The organism is Clostridium sp. chh4-2 (assembly GCF_002899675.1).
GTDB lineage: Bacteria > Bacillota > Clostridia > Lachnospirales > Lachnospiraceae > CHH4-2.
This window is the reverse complement of sequence record NZ_PKUU01000023.1, coordinates 1-20387: the sequence shown is the minus strand read 5'-3', so window position 1 is coordinate 20387 and position 20387 is coordinate 1. Positions and strand designations below refer to the sequence as shown.

Below are 20387 nucleotides of genomic sequence, written 5' to 3'. Positions count from 1 at the left end.
AACAATATAATTTATGAGATTTGAGAGGTGAATATCATGAGAGAAGGAATCCATCCAGCATACTATCAGGCAAAAGTTGTATGCAACTGTGGTAATGAGTTTGTAACAGGATCTACAAAGAAGGACATCCACGTAGAAGTTTGTTCCAAATGTCATTCATTTTATACCGGTCAGCAGAAGGCTGCATCTGCACGTGGACGTATTGATAAGTTCAATCGTAAGTACGGTGTTAATGCTCAGTAATAGGGTTAATGACAGATTGCGTTTGCAAGCTGTTTCATGCAAGTAGGACTTGCATAAAGAAAAAGATGATGACCATGCCTGCATGAGTCATCATTTTCTTTATATCATATTATTCCCTGTTAAGCGATTAAGAAAGGTGGTCTCAGATGAAATATTCTGGAATTGGCGGTCAGGCCGTGATCGAAGGCATAATGATGAAGAATAAACAGGATTATGCTACTGCGGTACGTAAGCCAGACGGTGAGATAGAAGTTCAAAAAGACACTTATGTCAGTATGACCGAGAAGGTAAAATTATTCTCACTGCCATTTGTAAGGGGGATTTTCAGCTTTGCTGATTCTATGATACTGGGTATGAAAACATTGACATTTTCGGCCAGCTTTTTCGAGGACGATGAGGATTCGGAACCGGGAAAAGTGGAGATATGGCTGGATAAGATATTCGGGGAAAAACTGGAAAAGATGCTCATGACCGTGGTTATGATATTTTCCGTTGTCATGGCGATCGGCATCTTTATGGTGCTTCCGCTTTTGATATCAGGGGTATTTAAGCATTTTATTACATCCTCTACAGTCATGGCGGTCATTGAAGGTTTGATCCGGATCGGCATTTTTATTGCATATATTAAACTTATTTCCAATATGGAAGATATTAAGCGCACGTTTATGTATCACGGAGCGGAACATAAATGTATTAACTGCATTGAACACGGACTTCCACTGAACGTTGAAAATGTCAGAAAGAGCTCGAAACAGCATAAGCGCTGCGGAACCAGCTTTTTGATCATCGTAATGGTTATCAGCATTCTGTTTTTTATGGTGATAAGAGTGGATAATGTGTGGCTGAAGATTCTCAGCCGGATCATTCTGATTCCGGTGATCGCCGGGGTGTCTTATGAATTTTTACGGCTTGCGGGGCGCAGCGACTCAAAACTTGTGAATCTGCTCAGTAAGCCGGGCATGTGGATGCAGAATATGACCACAAAAGAACCGGATGACAGCATGATCGAGGTGGCTATCGCCGCCGTAGAAACCGTTTTTGACTGGAAGGAATACCTGACAGAGAATTTCCCGGAGAATGACTATGGATTTGACACTACAAGGGCTGCTGGATGATGCGGCGGATCAATTAAACAATGCCGGTGTGCCGGATGCTTTGCTGGACGCCAGGTATTTGCTGTTTTTTGTCTTCCATTTGGATATGACCCGATGGCTGCTGGACCGAAACTGCGTTTTAACTGATAATGATCTGGAAAGAGCGGAGGAATACCGCAGTCTGGTGGAAAAGAGAAAACAGAGAATTCCGCTTCAGCACCTGACCGGAAGTCAGGAATTTATGGGACTTGAATTTGCGGTAAACAGCCACGTGCTGATTCCGAGACAGGATACGGAGACTTTGGTTGAACTGGTGCTTAAAGACCATCATGAGAAGGAGTGTTCTGTGCTCGATATGTGTACCGGATCAGGCTGCATAGCGGTCAGTTTGGCTGTTTTAGGCGGTTACCGGGAAGTGGTGGGCGTTGATATCTCTGAGGAGGCTTTGGCTGTAGCTGAAAGCAACGCGAAGCGGCTTTGCGGAGAGGAAAGCCGTATCTCATTTATAAAAAGTGATTTATTTGAAGCGCTGCCGGATGGTAAGCGGTTTGATATTATAGTATCCAATCCTCCGTATATCCCCAGCAGGGTGATTGACGGGCTGCAGCCGGAAGTGAGGGATCATGAGCCGGTGCTGGCACTTGACGGCACGGAAGACGGCCTGTATTTTTACCGGAAACTGGCCGATGAATGCGGGCGGTTTTTAAAAACCGGAGGCTGTGTTTATTTCGAAATTGGCTGGGACCAGGCGGATGATGTCAGCAGACTGCTGGCCGACGCGGGTTTTATGCGGATTGTAACAGTGAAAGATTTGCCGGGGCTGGACCGTGTGGTGAAGGCATCAGCCGGTGATTGTGATTAGATAACCAGGAGGTTACCCATGTTTGATCGTTTAGATGATATATTAATTCATTATGAAGAACTGATGCAGGAACTGAATAATCCGTCGGTGGCGGAAGATCAGAACCGGTTCAGAAAACTCATGAAGGAGCAGGCGGACCTGGCTCCCATCGTGGAGGCTTATAAGGCTTATAAGCAGGCAAAGCAGGATGTGGAAGACAGCGTTGCCATGCTGGAAGAAGAATCCGATGAAGAGATGCGGGAGATGGCAAAAGAGGAATTAGCAGATGCCAAAAAGCGGATCGAAGAATTGGAACAGGAACTTAAAATTCTCCTTCTTCCCAAGGACCCCAATGATGACAAGAACATTCTTCTTGAGATCCGCGCAGGTGCGGGCGGGGATGAGGCGGCTTTATTCGCAGCTGAATTATACCGCATGTATGTGAACTATGCAGAAAGCCAGCGCTGGAAGGTGGAACTGATCAGTGTCAATGAAAATGGAATCGGCGGCTTCAAGGAAGTTGTTGCCATGATCACCGGAAAAGGCGCTTATTCCAAGATGAAATACGAAAGCGGCGTACACCGTGTACAGCGTGTTCCCGAGACAGAGAGCGGCGGACGTATCCATACTTCTACGGCCACGGTAGCCGTTATGCCGGAAGCGGAAGAAGTGGACGTTGTAATCGAAGATAAGGATATCAGAATCGATGTTATGCGCGCTTCAGGAAACGGAGGACAGTGCGTCAATACTACGGACTCCGCGGTGCGTCTGACCCATATCCCAACTGGAATTGTAATTTACAGCCAGACAGAAAAATCACAGCTTCAGAATAAAGAGAAGGCATTCCGTCTGCTCCGTTCTAAGCTGTATGATATGGAGCTGGAAAAACGTCAGAATGCGGAAGCGGATGAGAGAAGAAGCCAGATCGGTACTGGCGACCGTTCGGAAAAGATCCGTACTTACAATTTCCCCCAGGGACGTGTGACAGATCATAGGATAAAACTGACTTTATATAAGATTGACTCCATTATGAATGGAGATATTCAGGAATTGTTAGACAGCCTGATTGCAGCTGACCAGGCGGCAAAGCTGAGCCAGATGAGCGAAATGTAAGGGAGATAGCCCAAGGAGCTGCACGAGCTTGAAAAATGATATTTGAGATAAAAAAGAATGGTGTCCGATTTTGGCTTTGGCAGCTGATATCGGGCACTTTTCGTCACAGCCTGAGCAGTTCTTCCCACAGCGATTTTGTTCACTTAGAAACTGCGGAGGAAATATCATGGAAAAAGATAGAAACATAACTGTTATTATTGATGCAGATGGAAATAAACTTGTTCTTATTAATGATATTCGTTTTAAAGGAAAAAGAAAGATAGAGTGGGAAAATGTAAAATTGTATCTCCAAGAATATGTAGGAGAATATTATGAGATAGCAGAAAGTTCTGAAATTATTTATATAGGGAATGAATTTCCCGAAGAATTCACGGAATCGGAAAGTAGAAAAGCCTTAATGGGTGCTAGCGCAAAAGCTAAAGCTAATGCAGCAACTGCAATTCCTGAATTGATTCAAATTGCTACTAATCCATCTTTTGAGGAGAATCGAAAAGAGAAGCATGCCCAAAGAGCTAAGAACGGGTGGTACAAGTATGATATACGATTTGCATTGCCCGTATATGAAAATGAGATACTGGTTAGATATAATATTTTCAATGCACGATTGCTTGTAAATCATGCGGAGAATGGGAGAAAGTACTTGTATGATATTCTAGCAGTAAAAAAGAAACGAGCAAGCCACATCATTAAGTGTGGTGAAAACCCATTTCTTATGAATAGAGTAACGCAAGTAAGTTAATTTGTCAATAGTAAGTTAAATTTCAATAAAATATTCCATGCTGAAAGTCTGATGGATACGGGCGCTTATGTGCTCAGTCTATTAGTAAAAATACATATATTTAACCTTCTTCGCTCTAAAGTCATGTATATATACCTGAAATTTAACTAACGCGTAAGCATAGCAGCCGACCAGGCGGCCAAACTGAGCCAGATGAGCGAACAATAATAAAAAGCTCTGCAATCCGCAGGCATAAGAAAAAGATCCGCACCAGTGTCATAAGTACTGGTGCAGATCTTTTTTCTAAGCATAAATTAACGAATTTTATTTAGGAAGAACAGCCTGCAGGGAATAATTAAGAATCAGATCCTTGCGGGTGTATTTCTTACGGAAGTTCTGGCTGATCCGTTTCAGAACCATCTCACCATTTTCATAGGTGGAGGTGGGAAGCAGAATCATATACTGGCTTACACTGTAACGGCTGTACACATCTCCACGGCGGAGGGAACGGCAGATCGCGGTGTTGAGTTCGTCCATAGCTTTTGTCAGAACGGATTGTTTTAATAAATTCCCGTTGATATCAGTGATCGTCAGCAGGCATAAAAAGATTGAATCTCCTGTACGCTCAATCGCCCTGCTCTCTAACTGATAAATGTCGCGGAATACTGCATATTCACAGTAAAAAGCGCCGTTAACATCGGAATCTTCTCTCAGTACATCCTGAATAACCGTCAAATCTGTAGTGATTCCATGTTTTGTATCCCGGATTACATTATATAATTCCTTTAAATGTGCGGATGGGGTAATTGCAAATTCATTATAGAACATATCCACAGTATGAGTATAATGCTCCATGGCGCTGTGCTGATTCCCGCTTTTATAGAGGGAATAGATCAGATTATAATGAAGATTTTCATCAAATTGTTCAATGGCAATTGCCCTTTGACAGATATCGATGATCTTCTGGTAATTCCCCTGTGTCTTTAAAATATCAATTGCCATCAGGACAATCTTTAAATACAGAGAATGGTAATAGGTGCTGATCGGTACAACCCAGGATTCCCATTCTGACTTGGGAAGAAAGTCACCTTTATAAATTTCAATTGCATCCAGGCAGCAGTCCAATTGATCCTCAGGATCAGTTTGTGGATCAAGCGCTTTGTTGGCCGTCTTTTCAAAAATATCCACGTCGACGACGGTCTCCATGTCCTTTGTCCATGCATAAGAACCGCGGTGTAAGATAATCAGGTTCTGAGGCGGATAATCCAAAGGGGTCAGCAGTTTGCGTGACCGGAATAGAAGTGTCTTTAATGCTCCGCCGGGATTCGTGCTTTCATCATTGGACCAAATCAGTTCAATCAATTCATTTGGCGGAATTTCGCGGTTGCGGAATGTAATTAAATATTCCAGCAGACACCAAGGCTTTTTTGACTGATTACTGCTTTCGTTGATCTTTTTATCTTTTATTGTAATGGAAAATTCGCCCAACATATTTACATAAACAGTTGGTTTAGTTGTCCCTGTTTCCATATGATACCATCTCCTCACTTCAAGTAAACATATTACGATACATTGAGTATACGGAAAAAAAGAGTGAATGTCTAGTGAAAATAGAAAAAAAGATCAGATGTAACCATTTTGTAACCGATATGGATTATACTAATATTAAATTGGATTACCAGATAAGAAAGCAGATCAAAGAAAGAAAAGGTGGGGCAGATGGCAATTTCAAAATCAAGCGCTTTAGTAAACCAGTATAGAGAGTATTCGATTGCGATAGATTCCTATGAGAATAAAAAGATTATAGGGAGAATTTATCACGCAAGCCGGGACACGGCAATTCCTTTTGAAGGCTTAATAGAGATGGCAAGATTTATGGAGTGCATATTTGACGAGATCAATTACCCTATGCCGTCGATGGATCAAAGAAATTTCAATAAGATAAAGAATCTTCCTAAAATGGAAGTTAAGACTTCTGATTATGTAGGCGATACGGTAGTAAAAGGCGGTTTGATGACTGTGAAACTGTCGATTAAACATCGCTATAACGCCAGCTGGCAGGGAATTATAAAATTCGTGGAAAGCGGTGAGGAATATGGATTTATCAGCTTCCTGGAATTGGTAAAGCTGTTGAATAAACATCTTCAGGGAGAAACGAATGAAGAGGATCAGATCAAGCGGGAATCCCTCTGCAGAATCACGGTGGATGAATATGACAGTCATTGCCTGGAAGGCAATATTCACCAGATATCATCTGAGAAAAGGTTCTGCTTCAGCAGCACGATTCAGCTCATGGAACATATGGAGCGGATGCTGGCACCGGATCAGGAGAGCAGCAAAGTTGTTAATAATCAGGCCCTTGGCGTATATCGGGGAAAAGGAAAGATGGCAACTTTTGTGATCCGCATATTATTTCAGCAGAATGCTACATGGCAGGGCAGAATCTGTTGGAAAGACAGCTCTCAGATTATGAATTTCAGAAGCTTTTTGGAGCTGATTAAGCTGATTGATTCCGCTTTACTGAGCGTCGAGATGTGGAACGATGAGGAAGGGAAGAAAGAGGCAAAATAAATTAATTTAAAACGGACTGATTTTATGAAATGAGATGAGCCGGGAAGAATGGATAATTGATCCGTTTTCCCGGCTGTTTATTGTTTAATGAAAGATCATGGGAGCTCAATTGAGCCGGAGAAAGCCGGCAGGATAGGTAATTCAATTAAATTAAGAAAAAATTCAGAGAATAACAATCCGCCTGTATTTGCAAAACAGGGGGCAGTGTGGTATATTACTAGTAATTATGCGTATTATACAATTCTATCGTTAATTAGGAGGAAAATATGAAGGGAATTATCCTTGCAGGCGGTTCAGGCACACGTTTATATCCGCTGACCAAAGTTACTTCAAAACAGCTTTTGCCGATCTATGACAAACCCATGATCTATTACCCGCTTTCCGTGCTGATGAATGCCGGGATCAGAGATATATTAATCATTTCAACGCCGGATGACACGCCAAGATTCGAAGCTCTGTTAGGGGATGGACATCAGTTCGGTGTGAATCTGAATTATGCAGTGCAGCCAAGTCCTGACGGTTTGGCTCAGGCATTTATTATCGGCTCGGACTTTATCGGAGATGATTCGGTTGCCATGATCTTAGGCGATAACATTTTCCACGGACAGGGACTTAAAAAGCGTCTCATGGCGGCTTCTTCAAAGAAGACAGGGGCTACGGTATTCGGCTATTATGTGGATGATCCGGAGCGTTTTGGTATTGTGGAATTTGACGCGGAAGGAAAGGCTATATCTATAGAAGAAAAACCTGAAAAACCAAAGTCCAATTACTGTGTGACAGGCCTTTATTTTTATGATAATAAAGTGGTTGAATATGCGAAAAACTTAAAGCCGTCTCCACGAGGAGAACTGGAGATCACCGATTTAAACCGCATTTATCTGGAAAATGGTGAGCTTGACGTGACCCTTTTAGGACAGGGATTCACCTGGCTGGATACAGGAACACATGAATCGTTGGTGGAAGCTACCAATTTTGTGAAAACCATCGAAGATCATCAGCACCGCAAGATCGCCTGTCTGGAAGAGATTGCATATCTTAACGGATGGATCGGAAAAGAGCAGGTACTGGAAACTTATGAGATATTGAAGAAAAATCAGTATGGCCAGTATTTAAAAGACGTTCTTGACGGAAAATATATTGATAAGCTTCATAATAAAGACAATTAGTAATTGTGAGGATACTGAACAATTACGAAAATTAATAAAAAGATAAATATGCCGGAAGTTTGGCAGAATGAGAGGAAGATATGAAGATAATTGTAACAGGCGGAGCAGGATTTATCGGAGGAAACTTCGTACATCACATGGTAAATAAATACCCGGATTATGAGATCGTGAATCTGGACGCATTGACCTATGCAGGAAATTTAGAGACTTTAAAACCGGTTGAAGATAAACCGAATTATAAATTTGTAAAAGGCGATATTGCGGACCGCGAGTTTATTTTCGATTTGTTCAAAAAAGAAAAACCGGATATGGTAGTTAACTTTGCAGCAGAAAGCCATGTGGACCGTTCCATTACAGACCCTGAGATTTTTGTAAGAACCAATGTGATGGGAACCACAACTTTATTGGACGCTTGCAAGGAGTTTGGAATTAAGAGATATCATCAGGTGTCCACAGATGAAGTTTATGGAGATCTTCCGTTAGACAGGCCTGACCTGTTCTTTACGGAGACAACGCCTCTTCACACATCCAGTCCTTATTCATCTTCTAAGGCGAGCGCGGACTTGTTTGTGTTGGCATATCACAGAACATTCGGGATTCCGGTGACGGTTTCACGCTGTTCCAATAACTATGGCCCATATCATTTTCCTGAGAAGCTGATTCCTCTGATGATCAGCCGGGCTTTGGCAGATGAAGAGCTGCCTGTATACGGGGACGGAGCCAATGTGCGTGACTGGCTGCATGTTGCGGATCACTGCCAGGCCATTGATTTAATCATTCATAAGGGCCGTGTCGGCGAGGTTTATAATGTGGGCGGCCATAATGAGCGTACCAATTTAGAGGTGGTTCAGACGATTCTTAAAGCTTTGAACAAACCGGAAAGCCTGATTAAATATGTAAAAGACAGACCGGGACATGATATGCGCTACGCAATCGATCCTACAAAATTGGAAACAGAACTGGGCTGGAAGCCGCAGTATACCTTCGATACCGGTATTCAGCAGACGATCCAGTGGTATTTGGACAACCGTGAATGGTGGGAGCATATTATCAGCGGCGAATACAGCAGCTATTTTAAGAATATGTATGGAGACAGACTGTAATGGGAATGAAGATATTGGTTACCGGTGCCAAAGGGCAGTTGGGTACGGATGTAATGAATGAGCTGGAAAAGCAGGGCTTGGAAGGCATCGGAGTGGACGTGGCGGAGATGGATATAACCGATCCGGAAGCGTGCAGAAATGTAATTTCTTCTTCAAAAGTTGACGCAGTTATTCATTGCGCCGCATATACTGCAGTAGATGCAGCGGAAGATAACGTGGAGCTCTGCCATAAGGTTAATGCGGTGGGAACCCGCAATATCGCAGAGGTTTGTCACGATCTGGGCATTAAGCTGATGTATATCAGCACAGACTATGTGTTTGACGGCCAGGGCGAACGCCCGTGGGAACCGGATGACAACCGTACCCCTTTAAATGTTTACGGACAGGAAAAATACGAGGGTGAGCTGGCAGTTGAAGAATTGATTGAAAAATACTTCATTGTCCGTATCGCATGGGTATTTGGCTTAAACGGTTCTAACTTTATAAAAACCATGCTCCGCCTTGGAAAAGAGCGCGGAGCTGTGAAAGTGGTGGATGACCAGATCGGCTCGCCGACTTATACGTATGATTTAGCCAGACTGTTGGTGGATATGATTCAGACGGACAGATACGGAAGATATCATGCGACCAATGAGGGGCTGTGCAGCTGGTATGAGTTTGCTAAGGAGATCTTTCATCAGGCTGGTATGGATGAAGTTGAAGTCACTCCTGTGGACAGCGACGGATTTCCGGCTAAGGCAAAACGGCCTAAGAACAGCCGTATGAGCAAGGAAAAACTGTCACAGAACGGATTTGAAAGACTTCCGTCCTGGCAGGATGCTTTGAAACGGTATTTGGTTTCATTGGGCGAAATTTAACGAAGGTATCAGCTTTTTAACATCAGGCGTGAAGGCTTTTTACAAAAAGCCTTCACGCCTGATGTTAAAAGCCGATGGGCTGTCAAGCAGAACGTTAAAAGAAATTGGTAAAAGAGAGGATTTGAGCAGAATGGGTAAGTATTTTGGAACAGACGGTTTCCGCGGAGAGGCCAACGTAGATTTGACAGTAGAGCACGCATATAAGGTAGGCCGGTTCCTCGGCTGGTATTATGCGAAGAAGACACCGGATTCGAAATGCAGAATTGTAATCGGAAAGGACACCAGACGAAGCAGTTACATGTTTGAGTACTCTTTGGTAGCCGGTTTAACCGCATCGGGAGCGGATGTATATCTGCTGCATGTGACCACGACACCCAGCGTTTCCTATGTAGTCCGCACCGAAGAATTTAACTGCGGCATCATGATTTCAGCCAGTCACAATCCGTATTATGATAATGGGATCAAAGTTATCAATGAACGTGGTGAAAAGCTGGAAGAGAGCGTGATCGAGGAGATCGAGAAATACTTAGACGGGCTCACAGAAGAGATTCCGTTCGCTAAAAAAGACCAGATCGGCTGTACGGTGGATTTTGCAGCAGGCAGAAACCGGTATATCGGCTATCTGATTTCCATTGCAACCCGTTCTTTTAAAAACAAGAAAGTAGCCCTTGACTGTGCAAACGGAAGCGCTTCCGCAATCGCGAAAAATGTTTTTGACGCCCTCGGCGCGGAAACACACGTGATTAACAATGAGCCAAACGGTTTGAACATCAACACAAACTGCGGCTCCACACATATCAACGTGCTCCAGCAGTATGTAAAGGACCATGGATGCGACATTGGCTTCGCTTATGACGGAGACGCGGACCGCTGTATCGCTGTGGATGAAAACGGCAATGTGGTGGACGGCGACTTAATCCTTTATATCTGCGGAAAATACATGAAACAGCAGGGCAGCCTTGTTAACAATACGGTAGTTACCACGATTATGTCCAATTTCGGACTGTATAAGGCATTTGACAGAGAAGGCATTTCTTATGAGAAAACGGCTGTGGGCGACAAATACGTCTATGAAAATATGTCCCAGAAGGGCAACTGCCTGGGCGGTGAACAGTCGGGCCATATCATTTTCAGCAAAAATGCTACGACAGGAGATGGAATTCTCACTTCTTTGAAAGTGATGGAAGTAGTATTGGAGAAAAAGGAGAGCCTTGCGAAACTGGCTTCTGAAGTTGAGATCTTTCCTCAGGTGCTGAAAAATGTCAGAGTAAAAGATAAAGCAGCGGCCCAGAGCGATCCGGTGGTGCTGGCTGAGGTTGATAAAGTTTCTGAGATTTTAGGCGACAACGGCCGAATCCTTCTGCGCCAGTCCGGTACCGAACCGGTTGTCCGCGTTATGGTGGAAGCGTCCAGCCAGGAATTGTGCGAAACGTATGTAGACCAGGTGATTGACGTTATGAAAGCACAGGGACACATGATTTAAATATATAATTATTGAAATAATGGAATAAAAAAAGCAGCGGAAAATGACGGGAATCCGGAAACATTTTCCGCTGTTTTTTTGAAAAATGGGTAAAACAGGCTGTAAGTCTATGAAATTATGCATTTTGAAATGAAGAATTCCTGCGAAAAATGGATTGTCATGTTTTTTTTGTTATGCTATAATAGATTAACGTTATGACGGAGAGGTCAGAGGAAGTCCTGGATGGAATACGTCCGGGATTTTTGTGTATCTCAGTCTCCAGAAAGCGATTTTATCAGTAAAGGAATGATGAAAGATGGGGTTAGACCTATAAGGGCCACAATGTTCATTCTTAGAAAATACAGCGTGATTTACCGACTCCAAAGCCTGGGCTGAGAGTAATAGAAATGTACGGGCAGTATTTTTAGGATAATAATCATTGGAAGGCGTGGAAATCCCGACAGGAACAAAGGGATCGTTCATTCGCTTGCAGTCAGTGTGCCGCCGACGCGGCAGAAGGAGAGGAAATCATGTTAAATTATCAGAGATATAAGAGAGTACCGGTTGTAGATTACCCGGAGAGACAATGGCCGAACAAAGAGATCCAGAAGGCGCCGATTTGGTGCAGCGTTGATTTAAGAGACGGAAACCAGGCATTAATAGAGCCTATGGTTGTTGAAGAAAAGATTGAGATGTTTAATTTGCTTGTGAAGCTTGGTTTTAAGGAAATTGAGATCGGATTTCCGGCAGCTTCCCAGATTGAATTCGACTTTTTAAGACAGCTGGTTGACCGCAAGATGATTCCCGATGATGTAAGGGTTCAGGTATTGGTTCAGTGCCGTGAGCATTTGATTAAGAGAACATTTGAAGCGATTCAGGGAATCGGCAAGGTTATTGTACATATTTATAATTCTACTTCCACTCTGCAGAGAGACGTTGTTTTCAATAAGAGCAAGGAAGAGATTAAGGAAATTGCCATTATCGGCACTAAATTAGTGAAGAAATATGCAGATCAGTTCGACGGAGAGATTTTCCTGGAATATTCTCCGGAAAGTTTTACCGGCACAGAACTGGATTATGCGCTTGATATCTGTACTGCAGTTCAGGAAACATGGGGAGCGACACCGGATAAACCGGTGATTATCAACCTGCCGTCTACGGTTGAGATGACAACTCCTAATGTTTATGCAGATCAGATTGAGTGGATGAACACACATTTTAAAAACCGTGACAGCATCATATTAAGCGTACATCCTCATAATGACAGAGGATGCGGAGTGGCGTCTACCGAACTGGCCCTGCTTGCGGGAGCCGACAGAGTGGAAGGCACACTGCTTGGCAACGGAGAGAGAACTGGTAATGTGGACGTTCTGACAGTGGCTTATAATATGTTTTCACAGGGGATTAACCCGGAACTTAATATTGAAAATATCCGCGAGATCAGTGAAGTTTATGAGAGATGCACGAAGATGGATATCCATCCGAGACATCCATATGCAGGAAAGCTGGTATTTACCGCTTTTTCCGGATCTCACCAGGATGCGATCAACAAAGGAATGCAGGCGCTGCATGAGAGAAACAGCCAGTACTGGGAGGTTCCGTATCTGCCTATCGATCCGAGCGATATCGGAAGAGAGTACGAGCCGATTGTCCGCATCAACAGCCAGTCCGGTAAGGGCGGCGTAGCGTTTGTTATGGACACATTTTATGGTTTCAAGCTGCCTAAGGGTATGCATAAAGAATTTGCAGACGTCATCCAGACCATTTCCGAGAAGCAGGGTGAAGTGGCTCCGGAACAGATTATGGATGAGTTCAAAAGGCTTTATATCGAAAGAAAAGAGCCGATGCATTTCCGCAAATGTCAGATTACCGATACGGAGATGGAGAATGGCGAGTTTGCAACACTTGCCAGAGTTACTTATACCAACAATGGCATTGAAAAAGTATTTGAAGGCGTTGGTAACGGACCGATCGATGCGATTCAGCAGGGACTTCATGATGAACTGGGAATCGACACCAAGGTTCTGGACTACAATGAGCATGCATTGGGAGCAGGCGGCAACGCACAGGCGGCATCTTATATTCACATGTTAGATGTGAAGACAGGACGCACCACATATGGCGTGGGAATCAGCTCCAACATTACAAGAGCGTCTATCCGCGGTATCTTTAGTGCCGTAAACAGATTGTTCTATTAATAAAATATGATATGGGGGTACCTGAAGCAGGAGGAATGTTTCAGGTGCCCTCATATATTATAATTGATTGTAGTGACAAAAATTATAAAAAGGAGAAATGGAGTATGAGAAAAAGAGTTAAGGGGTTGTTAACCGCAGCGGTTGCAGGCAGTTTGTCTCTAAGTTTTGCGATGATGTCACTGGCCGCCTGGCAGCAGGCGCCGGACGGGCGCTATTGGTACACCAATTCATCTGAACGGGGATATTCCGTGGGGTGGGAATTGATTGATGGGAAATGGTACTATTTTGATGAAAACGGCTGGATGCTTTCCGACACAGTTACTCCGGACGGCTTTCAAGTGGGAAGTGATGGAAGCTGGGTGCAGCAGGAAACACACGCAGATTCTAAAATGCTGGAGCCTGCGGATGTGGAAGCTTTCTGTACTGAAATATTTGGCAGCAGGAACGAGGAGTTGGGAGCAGATCTGTATTTTAACTATGTAGAAACCGTGGATTATCAGGGGAAGACCTATTATGTTGTAGAACACAGGGTATTTTTCGACGGAGCGAATAAGAGCAGCTATTGGAGTCATTTAGGAGTGGCTCAGGATAGAAGTGCAGTGTATCAGTGTTCCTATCCGGCAGCAGGGCAGACGTATGCGGATACATTTGGAAAAATTGTATGGCCTAAATGATAACAGTGCAGCTTTCCGATGCTCATGCTGCCGGGAAAAGACAGGGAATTTTTAGAGAATCTCTTTTCAGCGTATAGTATAGTATATAAAATGAAGAAGGAGAAGGACAAATACCCGATGGTTACGGCCTCCGGACTAAATCGAAAAAGTTACATAAAATAATTACCAGTTCTTCCAAGTTGTAACCATTTTGTAACTGCCAGCTGATATAATGGCATCATAAATAAATGATGAATGGTTAATAGATAAGAATTTGGAAGGGTGGTAACCATATGAGAAAAACAAATTTAGTTAGGAGAACGCGCCAGAAAATGCTCGCTTTTGCACTGGCATTTATGATGGTGTTTGGTAATACCAGCGCTGGCATGATGTCATCTTTCGCGGATGAGATAGAAGCACAAGGCGGAGAAGAAGCTGGCGGCGAAGGCGGAAATGAAGAGACCGGAGGCGAGGAAAGTGGAAGCGAAGAGACTGGAAACGAAGAAAGCGGAAGTGAAGAGACTGGAAACGAAGAAGGAGGAAGCGAAGAAACTGGAAACGAAGAAAGCGGAAATGAAGAAGCTGGAAACGAAGAAAGTGGAAGCGGAGAGGCTGGAAACGAAGAAAGCGGAAATGAAGAAGCTGGAAACGAAGAAAGTGGAAGCGGAGAGGCTGGAAACGAAGAAAGCGGAAATGAAGAAGCTGGAAACGAAGAAAACGGAAGCGGAGAAGTTGGAAACGAAGAAGGCGGAAATGAAGAAGCTGGAAACGAAGAAAACGGAAGCGAAGAAGCTGGAAACGAAGAAAGTGGAAGCGAAGAAGCTGGAGACGAAGAAAGCGGAAGCGAAGAAGCTGGAAATGAAGAATCCGGAAATGTAGAAGCGGGGAGTGAAGAGACAACCGGAACTGAAGGAGAGAAAACGGAAGAAGTTATTACGAACGGCGGTAACGGCCAGGCAGGCGGCGTCGGAAATAAAACTCCGGAGGTTCCTGAAGCAGTTCAGGATACATCAGAAAAAGCTTCTGTTACATTTGAACCGGTAGAAATTGAAGATGTTATCGTTACTGTAGAAGTATTGGATGCAGAATTAGAAGAAGATGTTACATTATCAGTAACAACCGTTGAAGATACCGAAGAAATTGAACAGGCTTTGGTGGAAAAATTATCTAAAGAGGGAAAGAACTTAAATACCTTTAAAGCATTTGATATCAAGTTATTGAATGCAGAAGGTGAAGAAGTAGAACCGAAAGCAGGCACTTTGAAGGTATCATTTCTTGAGTTGAGCGCAGCAGAGCTTTTGTCGGATGAGGACGCTCAGGCAGTGGAAGAAGGTGTTTTCCATGTAAAGGATAACGACGAGTTAGTGGATATGGATGCCAGAAGGAATGATGAGACAGGTGAATTGGAGTTCACGACAACCCATTTTTCCGTATTTGTACCATATACCACTGGAGATGGAGCGGTTTACGGTGAGCAGAAGAGCCGTGACATCGACCACAGCACGAAGTGGGCCGTTGAACTGCCTGAATTCGGTATACAGAGCGAAAGCATTACGGAACAGATGATTCCCGGAGAAAAAGACAGCAAGGGCAGAATTCATGATGCAAAAGCGGTTTATACAATTGCAGAAAATGCAGAAGGTGATTTATATACTTATCTGAATTTCTGTGATCCGTTTACCGAATATATTTATATGCCAGGAGATACCGTTACCTTTGACGTGGAAATCGTGAACAACAGCGGTCATATTTACCGGTATAAAGATAATTCCTTTGGCATTGGACCGGCTGTGGAAGATGATAACTTCGATAATACACAGGGCTTCCATGGATATGCAGTTCCTGCCTATGCTACCTGCTACCGTATAAAAACCACAGCGCTGAAAGATTTATTAAAAGATGTGACTAAGCCCACGTATTCAACAGAAGAGATTTGGCAGGAACTTGAGAAGCAAGGATATTCAGGTGAAAATGCGCTGGCTCAGTATTATGTGGATTACTACAATGAATTGAATGCCGCAAAGTATCCGAACCGTGTATCGGATGCTCAGGTGCTGGATGATTTTGATTTAAATACATTAGCTCTGATTTACGGAAATAATGTCAGCCAATCTTCAGGTGTTTTGGAAACAGACCCGGAAGTGATCGACAGCCATTTTAATTTCTGTTATAATGCATTGCTGAATATTTCTTATGACGGAACTAACCCAACTGCGTCAATTGGCGACAGCATGCGAAATTTGGAAGAGGCTAATGAGGTGGTAAAGAGCACGTTTGGTAGACTTGAAGCAGGAACCAGTGCAGCCATGGGCAATCCGATTAAATTGAATATTAGCGGACCTTATATGGGAAATGCATATATCTATTATAGCTGGCGGTTTTTATTAGGGCTTTCATTAGAACAGGTGGATCATAATCTGACAATTAACTATTTCAATTTAGACAATGGTTCCGCAATGTGTGATTCTTATCAGGAAACCATTTATATTGAAGAGTCCTATGATGTGACAGCGGAAGCGAACAAAGCATTTGACGGATTTAAACTGGTTAAGATGGACGGCGATGCGGTAACGGGAACTGGTGATGCAGACAAAGTGATTAATGTATATTATTCTGCGCAGGAAAACCCAACAATTCCGAACAGCTACACGATTACGGTTAACTATTATGAGAAAGGCACAACTACAAAGCTTGCCGATACATTTACAACCACACAGTTGGAAAACAGCAGCTATAACGTAACAGACAGAACACAGCTGGCTATCTCGGGTTATACATGGGACAGCTGTGACAACACAGCGACAGAAGGTTCTCTGACAGCAGATATTGTATTTAATGTATATTACACAAAAAATGATTCAAGCACACCAACATATAGGCCAAGCGGCGGAGGCGGCGGTGGTTCAAGTTCGGGAACAAAGCCCGGAAGAGGTACAACCACAACCGCGGGAGGACCGGGAGTGACGACCACGATCAATGAAGAGCAAGTGCCTATGGCTGAGGGACCCGAAACAGCACCGGTATCAATTCCGGAAACAGATGTTCCTTTAGCCCCTCTTCCTAAAACAGGGGATACCACAGGACATAAAAACTTGATTATGCTTCTTATGTCCAGTCTGATGCTTGCAGTATATGTCATCACAAAGAGGAAAGAAGAAACAGAATAATTTATTGCAGAATATTAAAAAAACGGCACGACTTCGGTTGTGCTGTTTTTTTATAATATAAAAGGTATGACCAAGTCAGCATATTATTTTTCATGGATGTCCATATATCCAATACTGAGAAAGAATCTGATATTTTTCAGCGCTGCCTTATAGATGAATGTAATCATTATCAGACCGTATTTCATAATCAACTTATAAATAAAAATAATAATTATTACTATTTTAAAATGAGGAAAAATGTGATATGATAAATACAGTTATTTTAGAGAACGGAGTTCAGAAAGGAGAAGCTAAATGGGGAAATATCGCTGTAAGATTTGTGGATTTATTTTTGATGAGGAAAAAGAGGGAAAGAAGATAGGGGAGTTAGAATGCTGTCCGGTTTGCAAACAGCCGGTCACTTCATTTGAAAAGCTGGAGGAAGAAGAGACGGTAATTAAGCAGGAGGAGGGGACACCGCTTGATTATCCTTCCGAATATGCGAGAGAGGATGCGGGATGCCGTTACATGTCAGAGATTCATCAGATGGCAGTGACAGGAAAGCCTATTATAGAAGCGATGGGGACCAGAATGCCTATGCCGAACTGGGACGACATTCTGATATTGGGCGCTCAGCTGAATCCGCCGCCTCTTATGGAACATGATCCTGTGAACACGACTACGGTAATCGGAAAACATGCGAAGAAGCCTATGGTTTTGGAAGGGCCGGTTTACGTTTCACATATGTCATTTGGAGCCCTGTCGAAAGAGGTGAAGATTTCTCTGGCTAAAGGTTCTGCCATGGCCGGGACCGCAATGTGCAGCGGTGAAGGCGGTATTTTACCGGAAGAGATGGAAGCGGCGTATAAATACATATTTGAATATGTACCTAACCGGTACAGCGTGACGCCGGAAAATCTTCAGAATGCAGACGCCATCGAGATCAAGATCGGACAAGGCACCAAACCGGGAATGGGAGGCCATCTGCCGGGTGGAAAGGTAACGCCTGAGATCAGTAAAATCAGAAATAAGCCGTTGGGCCAGGATGTGATCAGCCCGTCCAAGTTTGAAGATATTAACAGCAAAGAGGATTTAAAGGATCTGGTGTCCCAGCTTCGTTTGGCTTCCGGCGGAAGACCTATTGGCATTAAAATTGCAGCGGGAAGGATCGAACAGGATTTGGAATACTGTGTTTATGCGGAACCTGATTTTGTAACCATAGACGGCCGCGGCGGGGCAACCGGAGCGAGCCCTAAAATTGTCCGCGATGCTACCAGCGTGCCAACCATATATGCGCTTAGCCGTGCCAGAAAATATCTGGATCAGGTTAATTCCGATATACAGCTGGTGATTACCGGCGGCCTGAGGGTGGCCTCTGATTTTGCAAAGGCGATTGCCATGGGAGCGGATGCGGTAGCCATCGCTTCTGCGGCGCTGATTGCAGCGGCCTGCCAGCAGTACCGGATCTGCGGTTCAGGAAATTGTCCGGTTGGAGTGGCAACACAGGACCCGGAACTGAGAAAACGTTTGAAAGTGGATGCAGCCGCCCAGAGAGTTGCAAATTTCCTCAATTGTTCCTTGGAAGAGTTGAAGACATTTGCCAGAATCACCGGGCACAGCGATCTCCATGATATGAATACCCAGGATTTATGCACGCTCAGCCGTGAGATTTCTGAGTACACGGATATCAGGCATGCATAAAATGAATTTGAAACCACATTACCAGAAGGAGAAATGAGATGCAGCTAGTAATTATAACCGCATTTGGAGTAGGAGGAGCAACTGTTCTCGGAGCCTTAATTGGTTTTTTAGTGGGCAATATTCCTCATAAATGGAATGATATCATATTGGGATTTGCGGCCGGAATCATGCTGGCCGCAGCCGTCTTCGGACTGATTCTGCCGGCCATGGAAACGGTGGGAGCGCCTGGAATCTGGATTCCGGCAGCCGGTATCCTCTGCGGCGCATTATTCTTAAATGCAGCGGATAAATTTACCCCCCATCTCCACAATATTACCGGAATGGACCGGGAAGCTCATAAAAATAATAAATCTTTAAATAAAGTAATGCTGTTTGTGATGGCAATTGCAATCCATAATCTGCCGGAAGGTCTGGCCGCCGGCGTCGGATTCGGCGCCGGGGATACCGGCAATGCCATAGCCGTGGCATTTGGAATTGCGCTGCAGAATATACCGGAGGGGATGGTTATTATTTCTCCTTTGGTTTTGAGCGGAGTCAGCAAAAAAAGGACGTTCTTGATTGCGTCATTTACAGGACTGATTGAAGTGGTAGGGACGTTTATCGGATTTTTTGCGGCGTCTGTTTCCAGCGCGGTACTGCCGTTTTTACTGTCTTTCGCAGGCGGAACCATGCTCTATGTGATCAGCGATGAGATGATTCCGGAAACACATATGCATGATTATGACCGCTTAGCAACTTATGCCCTTCTTCTTGGTTTTATTGTAATGATGGTTATGGATTCCTTATTTTAGACAGGAAAATCTTTATTTAACTAAGATACGCCGGAAAGAAGGGGAAACCTGGGCGGGCGGCGGAACTAGAGAAAGGCAGGGGATTCGGGTTACGACCCTAAGAGATACTAGGCCGCCAAGAGCGGAAAAAGGCAGCGCGGCGCCATTCACGATGAACTCTTTATGACTTCATCGTTCAGTGGCGCCTCAAATACTGATTCGGAATTCAGTATTTGTCTGCCTTTTTCCGTTCTTACCGACCAAGTATCACTAAGAGTCTGCACACGATCCCCTGCCTTTCTCCAGTTCCGCCGCCCGCCCAGGTTTCCCCTTATTTCCGGCTGTTGCTTGGCTGGCTAAGTAAAAAAGATTTTGCGGAATAGTAAGTAAGTTTTTACATCAAGGGTGAAGGCATTTTCGGAAAAGCCTTGAGGATTTAATGTAAAGGGTGAGGTCTTTTCGCGAAAAGCTTTGATGTTTAAAGTAAAACATGAAGGCATTTCTGATAATCCCTTAAAGATTAATGTAAATGTGATGCTACATAAATATTTAGGAACTCATATTATTTTTAACCAGGCTAGCGAAAACCAGCACGGAATGGGGAGGCGGAACCGGAAGCCAACGGTCGGAGAGGCTGTCCGGGCCGGGGAAGGAAGATGCAGCCAAATGGGATCGTATGGAACCCCTGTAGTGCTACTTAGGTCCGTAAGGACAGAACGAGGCAGGTAGAAACTGAATTCCGAATCAGGTT

At 43.9% G+C, this 20387-nt stretch carries 16 protein-coding genes; 15 read left to right on the top strand and 1 reads right to left on the bottom strand.

All coding sequences use genetic code 11. The annotated features are described in order from the left end of the window. The first annotated feature begins 36 nt into the window (after positions 1 to 36). From rpmE to C0033_RS20550, 5 genes are all read left to right on the top strand, one after another. Positions 37 to 243, top strand: coding sequence for a 50S ribosomal protein L31 (rpmE, locus tag C0033_RS20570; RefSeq protein WP_103229786.1), 207 nt, complete (start codon positions 37 to 39; stop codon positions 241 to 243). Between the two features lie 146 nt (positions 244 to 389). Beyond that, complete coding sequence (locus tag C0033_RS20565) at positions 390 to 1358, top strand: DUF1385 domain-containing protein (protein WP_103229785.1); 969 nt, start codon at positions 390 to 392, stop codon at positions 1356 to 1358. Further along, positions 1327 to 2199, top strand: a complete 873-nt coding sequence (prmC, locus tag C0033_RS20560; RefSeq protein WP_347501204.1) for a peptide chain release factor N(5)-glutamine methyltransferase — start codon at positions 1327 to 1329, stop codon at positions 2197 to 2199. Before C0033_RS20565 ends, prmC begins: the two co-directional genes overlap by 32 nt. Before the next feature lie 18 nt (positions 2200 to 2217). After that, the gene (prfA, locus tag C0033_RS20555) at positions 2218 to 3291 is read left to right on the top strand and encodes a peptide chain release factor 1 (protein WP_103229784.1); all 1074 of its coding nucleotides are present in this window, start codon (positions 2218 to 2220) and stop codon (positions 3289 to 3291) included. Positions 3292 to 3457: 166 nt separating this feature from the next. Next, the gene (locus C0033_RS20550; RefSeq protein ID WP_103229783.1) at positions 3458 to 4030 is read left to right on the top strand and encodes a hypothetical protein; all 573 of its coding nucleotides are present in this window, start codon (positions 3458 to 3460) and stop codon (positions 4028 to 4030) included. Positions 4031 to 4333: 303 nt separating this feature from the next. On the opposite strand, the gene C0033_RS20545 is transcribed toward C0033_RS20550, so the two are convergent. Next, entirely contained in the window at positions 4334 to 5539 is a 1206-nt protein-coding gene (locus C0033_RS20545; RefSeq protein WP_103229782.1) for a bacterial transcriptional activator domain-containing protein, read from the bottom strand. A 189-nt stretch (positions 5540 to 5728) separates the two neighbouring features. Here C0033_RS20545 and C0033_RS27540 point away from each other — a divergent pair, with 189 nt between their 5' ends. From C0033_RS27540 to C0033_RS20495, 10 genes are all read left to right on the top strand, one after another. Beyond that, entirely contained in the window at positions 5729 to 6580 is an 852-nt protein-coding gene (locus tag C0033_RS27540) for a hypothetical protein (RefSeq protein WP_242984565.1), read from the top strand. Between the two features lie 266 nt (positions 6581 to 6846). Next, positions 6847 to 7746 carry a glucose-1-phosphate thymidylyltransferase RfbA gene (gene rfbA / locus C0033_RS20535; RefSeq protein ID WP_103229781.1) on the top strand — a complete coding sequence of 300 codons (900 nt, stop codon included), beginning with the start codon at positions 6847 to 6849 and terminating at the stop codon, positions 7744 to 7746. 80 nt (positions 7747 to 7826) lie between these two features. Then, entirely contained in the window at positions 7827 to 8849 is a 1023-nt protein-coding gene (gene rfbB, locus C0033_RS20530) for a dTDP-glucose 4,6-dehydratase (RefSeq protein ID WP_103229780.1), read from the top strand. A gap of 5 nt (positions 8850 to 8854) precedes the next feature. After that, on the top strand, positions 8855 to 9706 hold the full coding sequence (gene rfbD / locus C0033_RS20525) for a dTDP-4-dehydrorhamnose reductase (protein WP_103229866.1): 852 nt from the start codon (positions 8855 to 8857) through the stop codon (positions 9704 to 9706). A 130-nt stretch (positions 9707 to 9836) separates the two neighbouring features. Beyond that, positions 9837 to 11189, top strand: a complete 1353-nt coding sequence (gene glmM, locus C0033_RS20520) for a phosphoglucosamine mutase (RefSeq protein ID WP_103229865.1) — start codon at positions 9837 to 9839, stop codon at positions 11187 to 11189. A gap of 509 nt (positions 11190 to 11698) precedes the next feature. Continuing rightward, the gene (gene leuA / locus C0033_RS20515) at positions 11699 to 13366 is read left to right on the top strand and encodes a 2-isopropylmalate synthase (protein WP_103229779.1); all 1668 of its coding nucleotides are present in this window, start codon (positions 11699 to 11701) and stop codon (positions 13364 to 13366) included. A gap of 104 nt (positions 13367 to 13470) precedes the next feature. Then, entirely contained in the window at positions 13471 to 14040 is a 570-nt protein-coding gene (locus C0033_RS20510) for a hypothetical protein (protein WP_103229778.1), read from the top strand. A 272-nt stretch (positions 14041 to 14312) separates the two neighbouring features. Further along, complete coding sequence (locus tag C0033_RS26765; protein ID WP_146043803.1) at positions 14313 to 17186, top strand: doubled motif LPXTG anchor domain-containing protein; 2874 nt, start codon at positions 14313 to 14315, stop codon at positions 17184 to 17186. 294 nt (positions 17187 to 17480) lie between these two features. Further along, positions 17481 to 18866, top strand: a complete 1386-nt coding sequence (locus tag C0033_RS20500; protein WP_103229777.1) for a glutamate synthase-related protein — start codon at positions 17481 to 17483, stop codon at positions 18864 to 18866. 38 nt (positions 18867 to 18904) lie between these two features. Beyond that, complete coding sequence (locus C0033_RS20495) at positions 18905 to 19657, top strand: ZIP family metal transporter (protein ID WP_103229776.1); 753 nt, start codon at positions 18905 to 18907, stop codon at positions 19655 to 19657. The last annotated feature ends 730 nt before the right edge of the window (positions 19658 to 20387 follow it).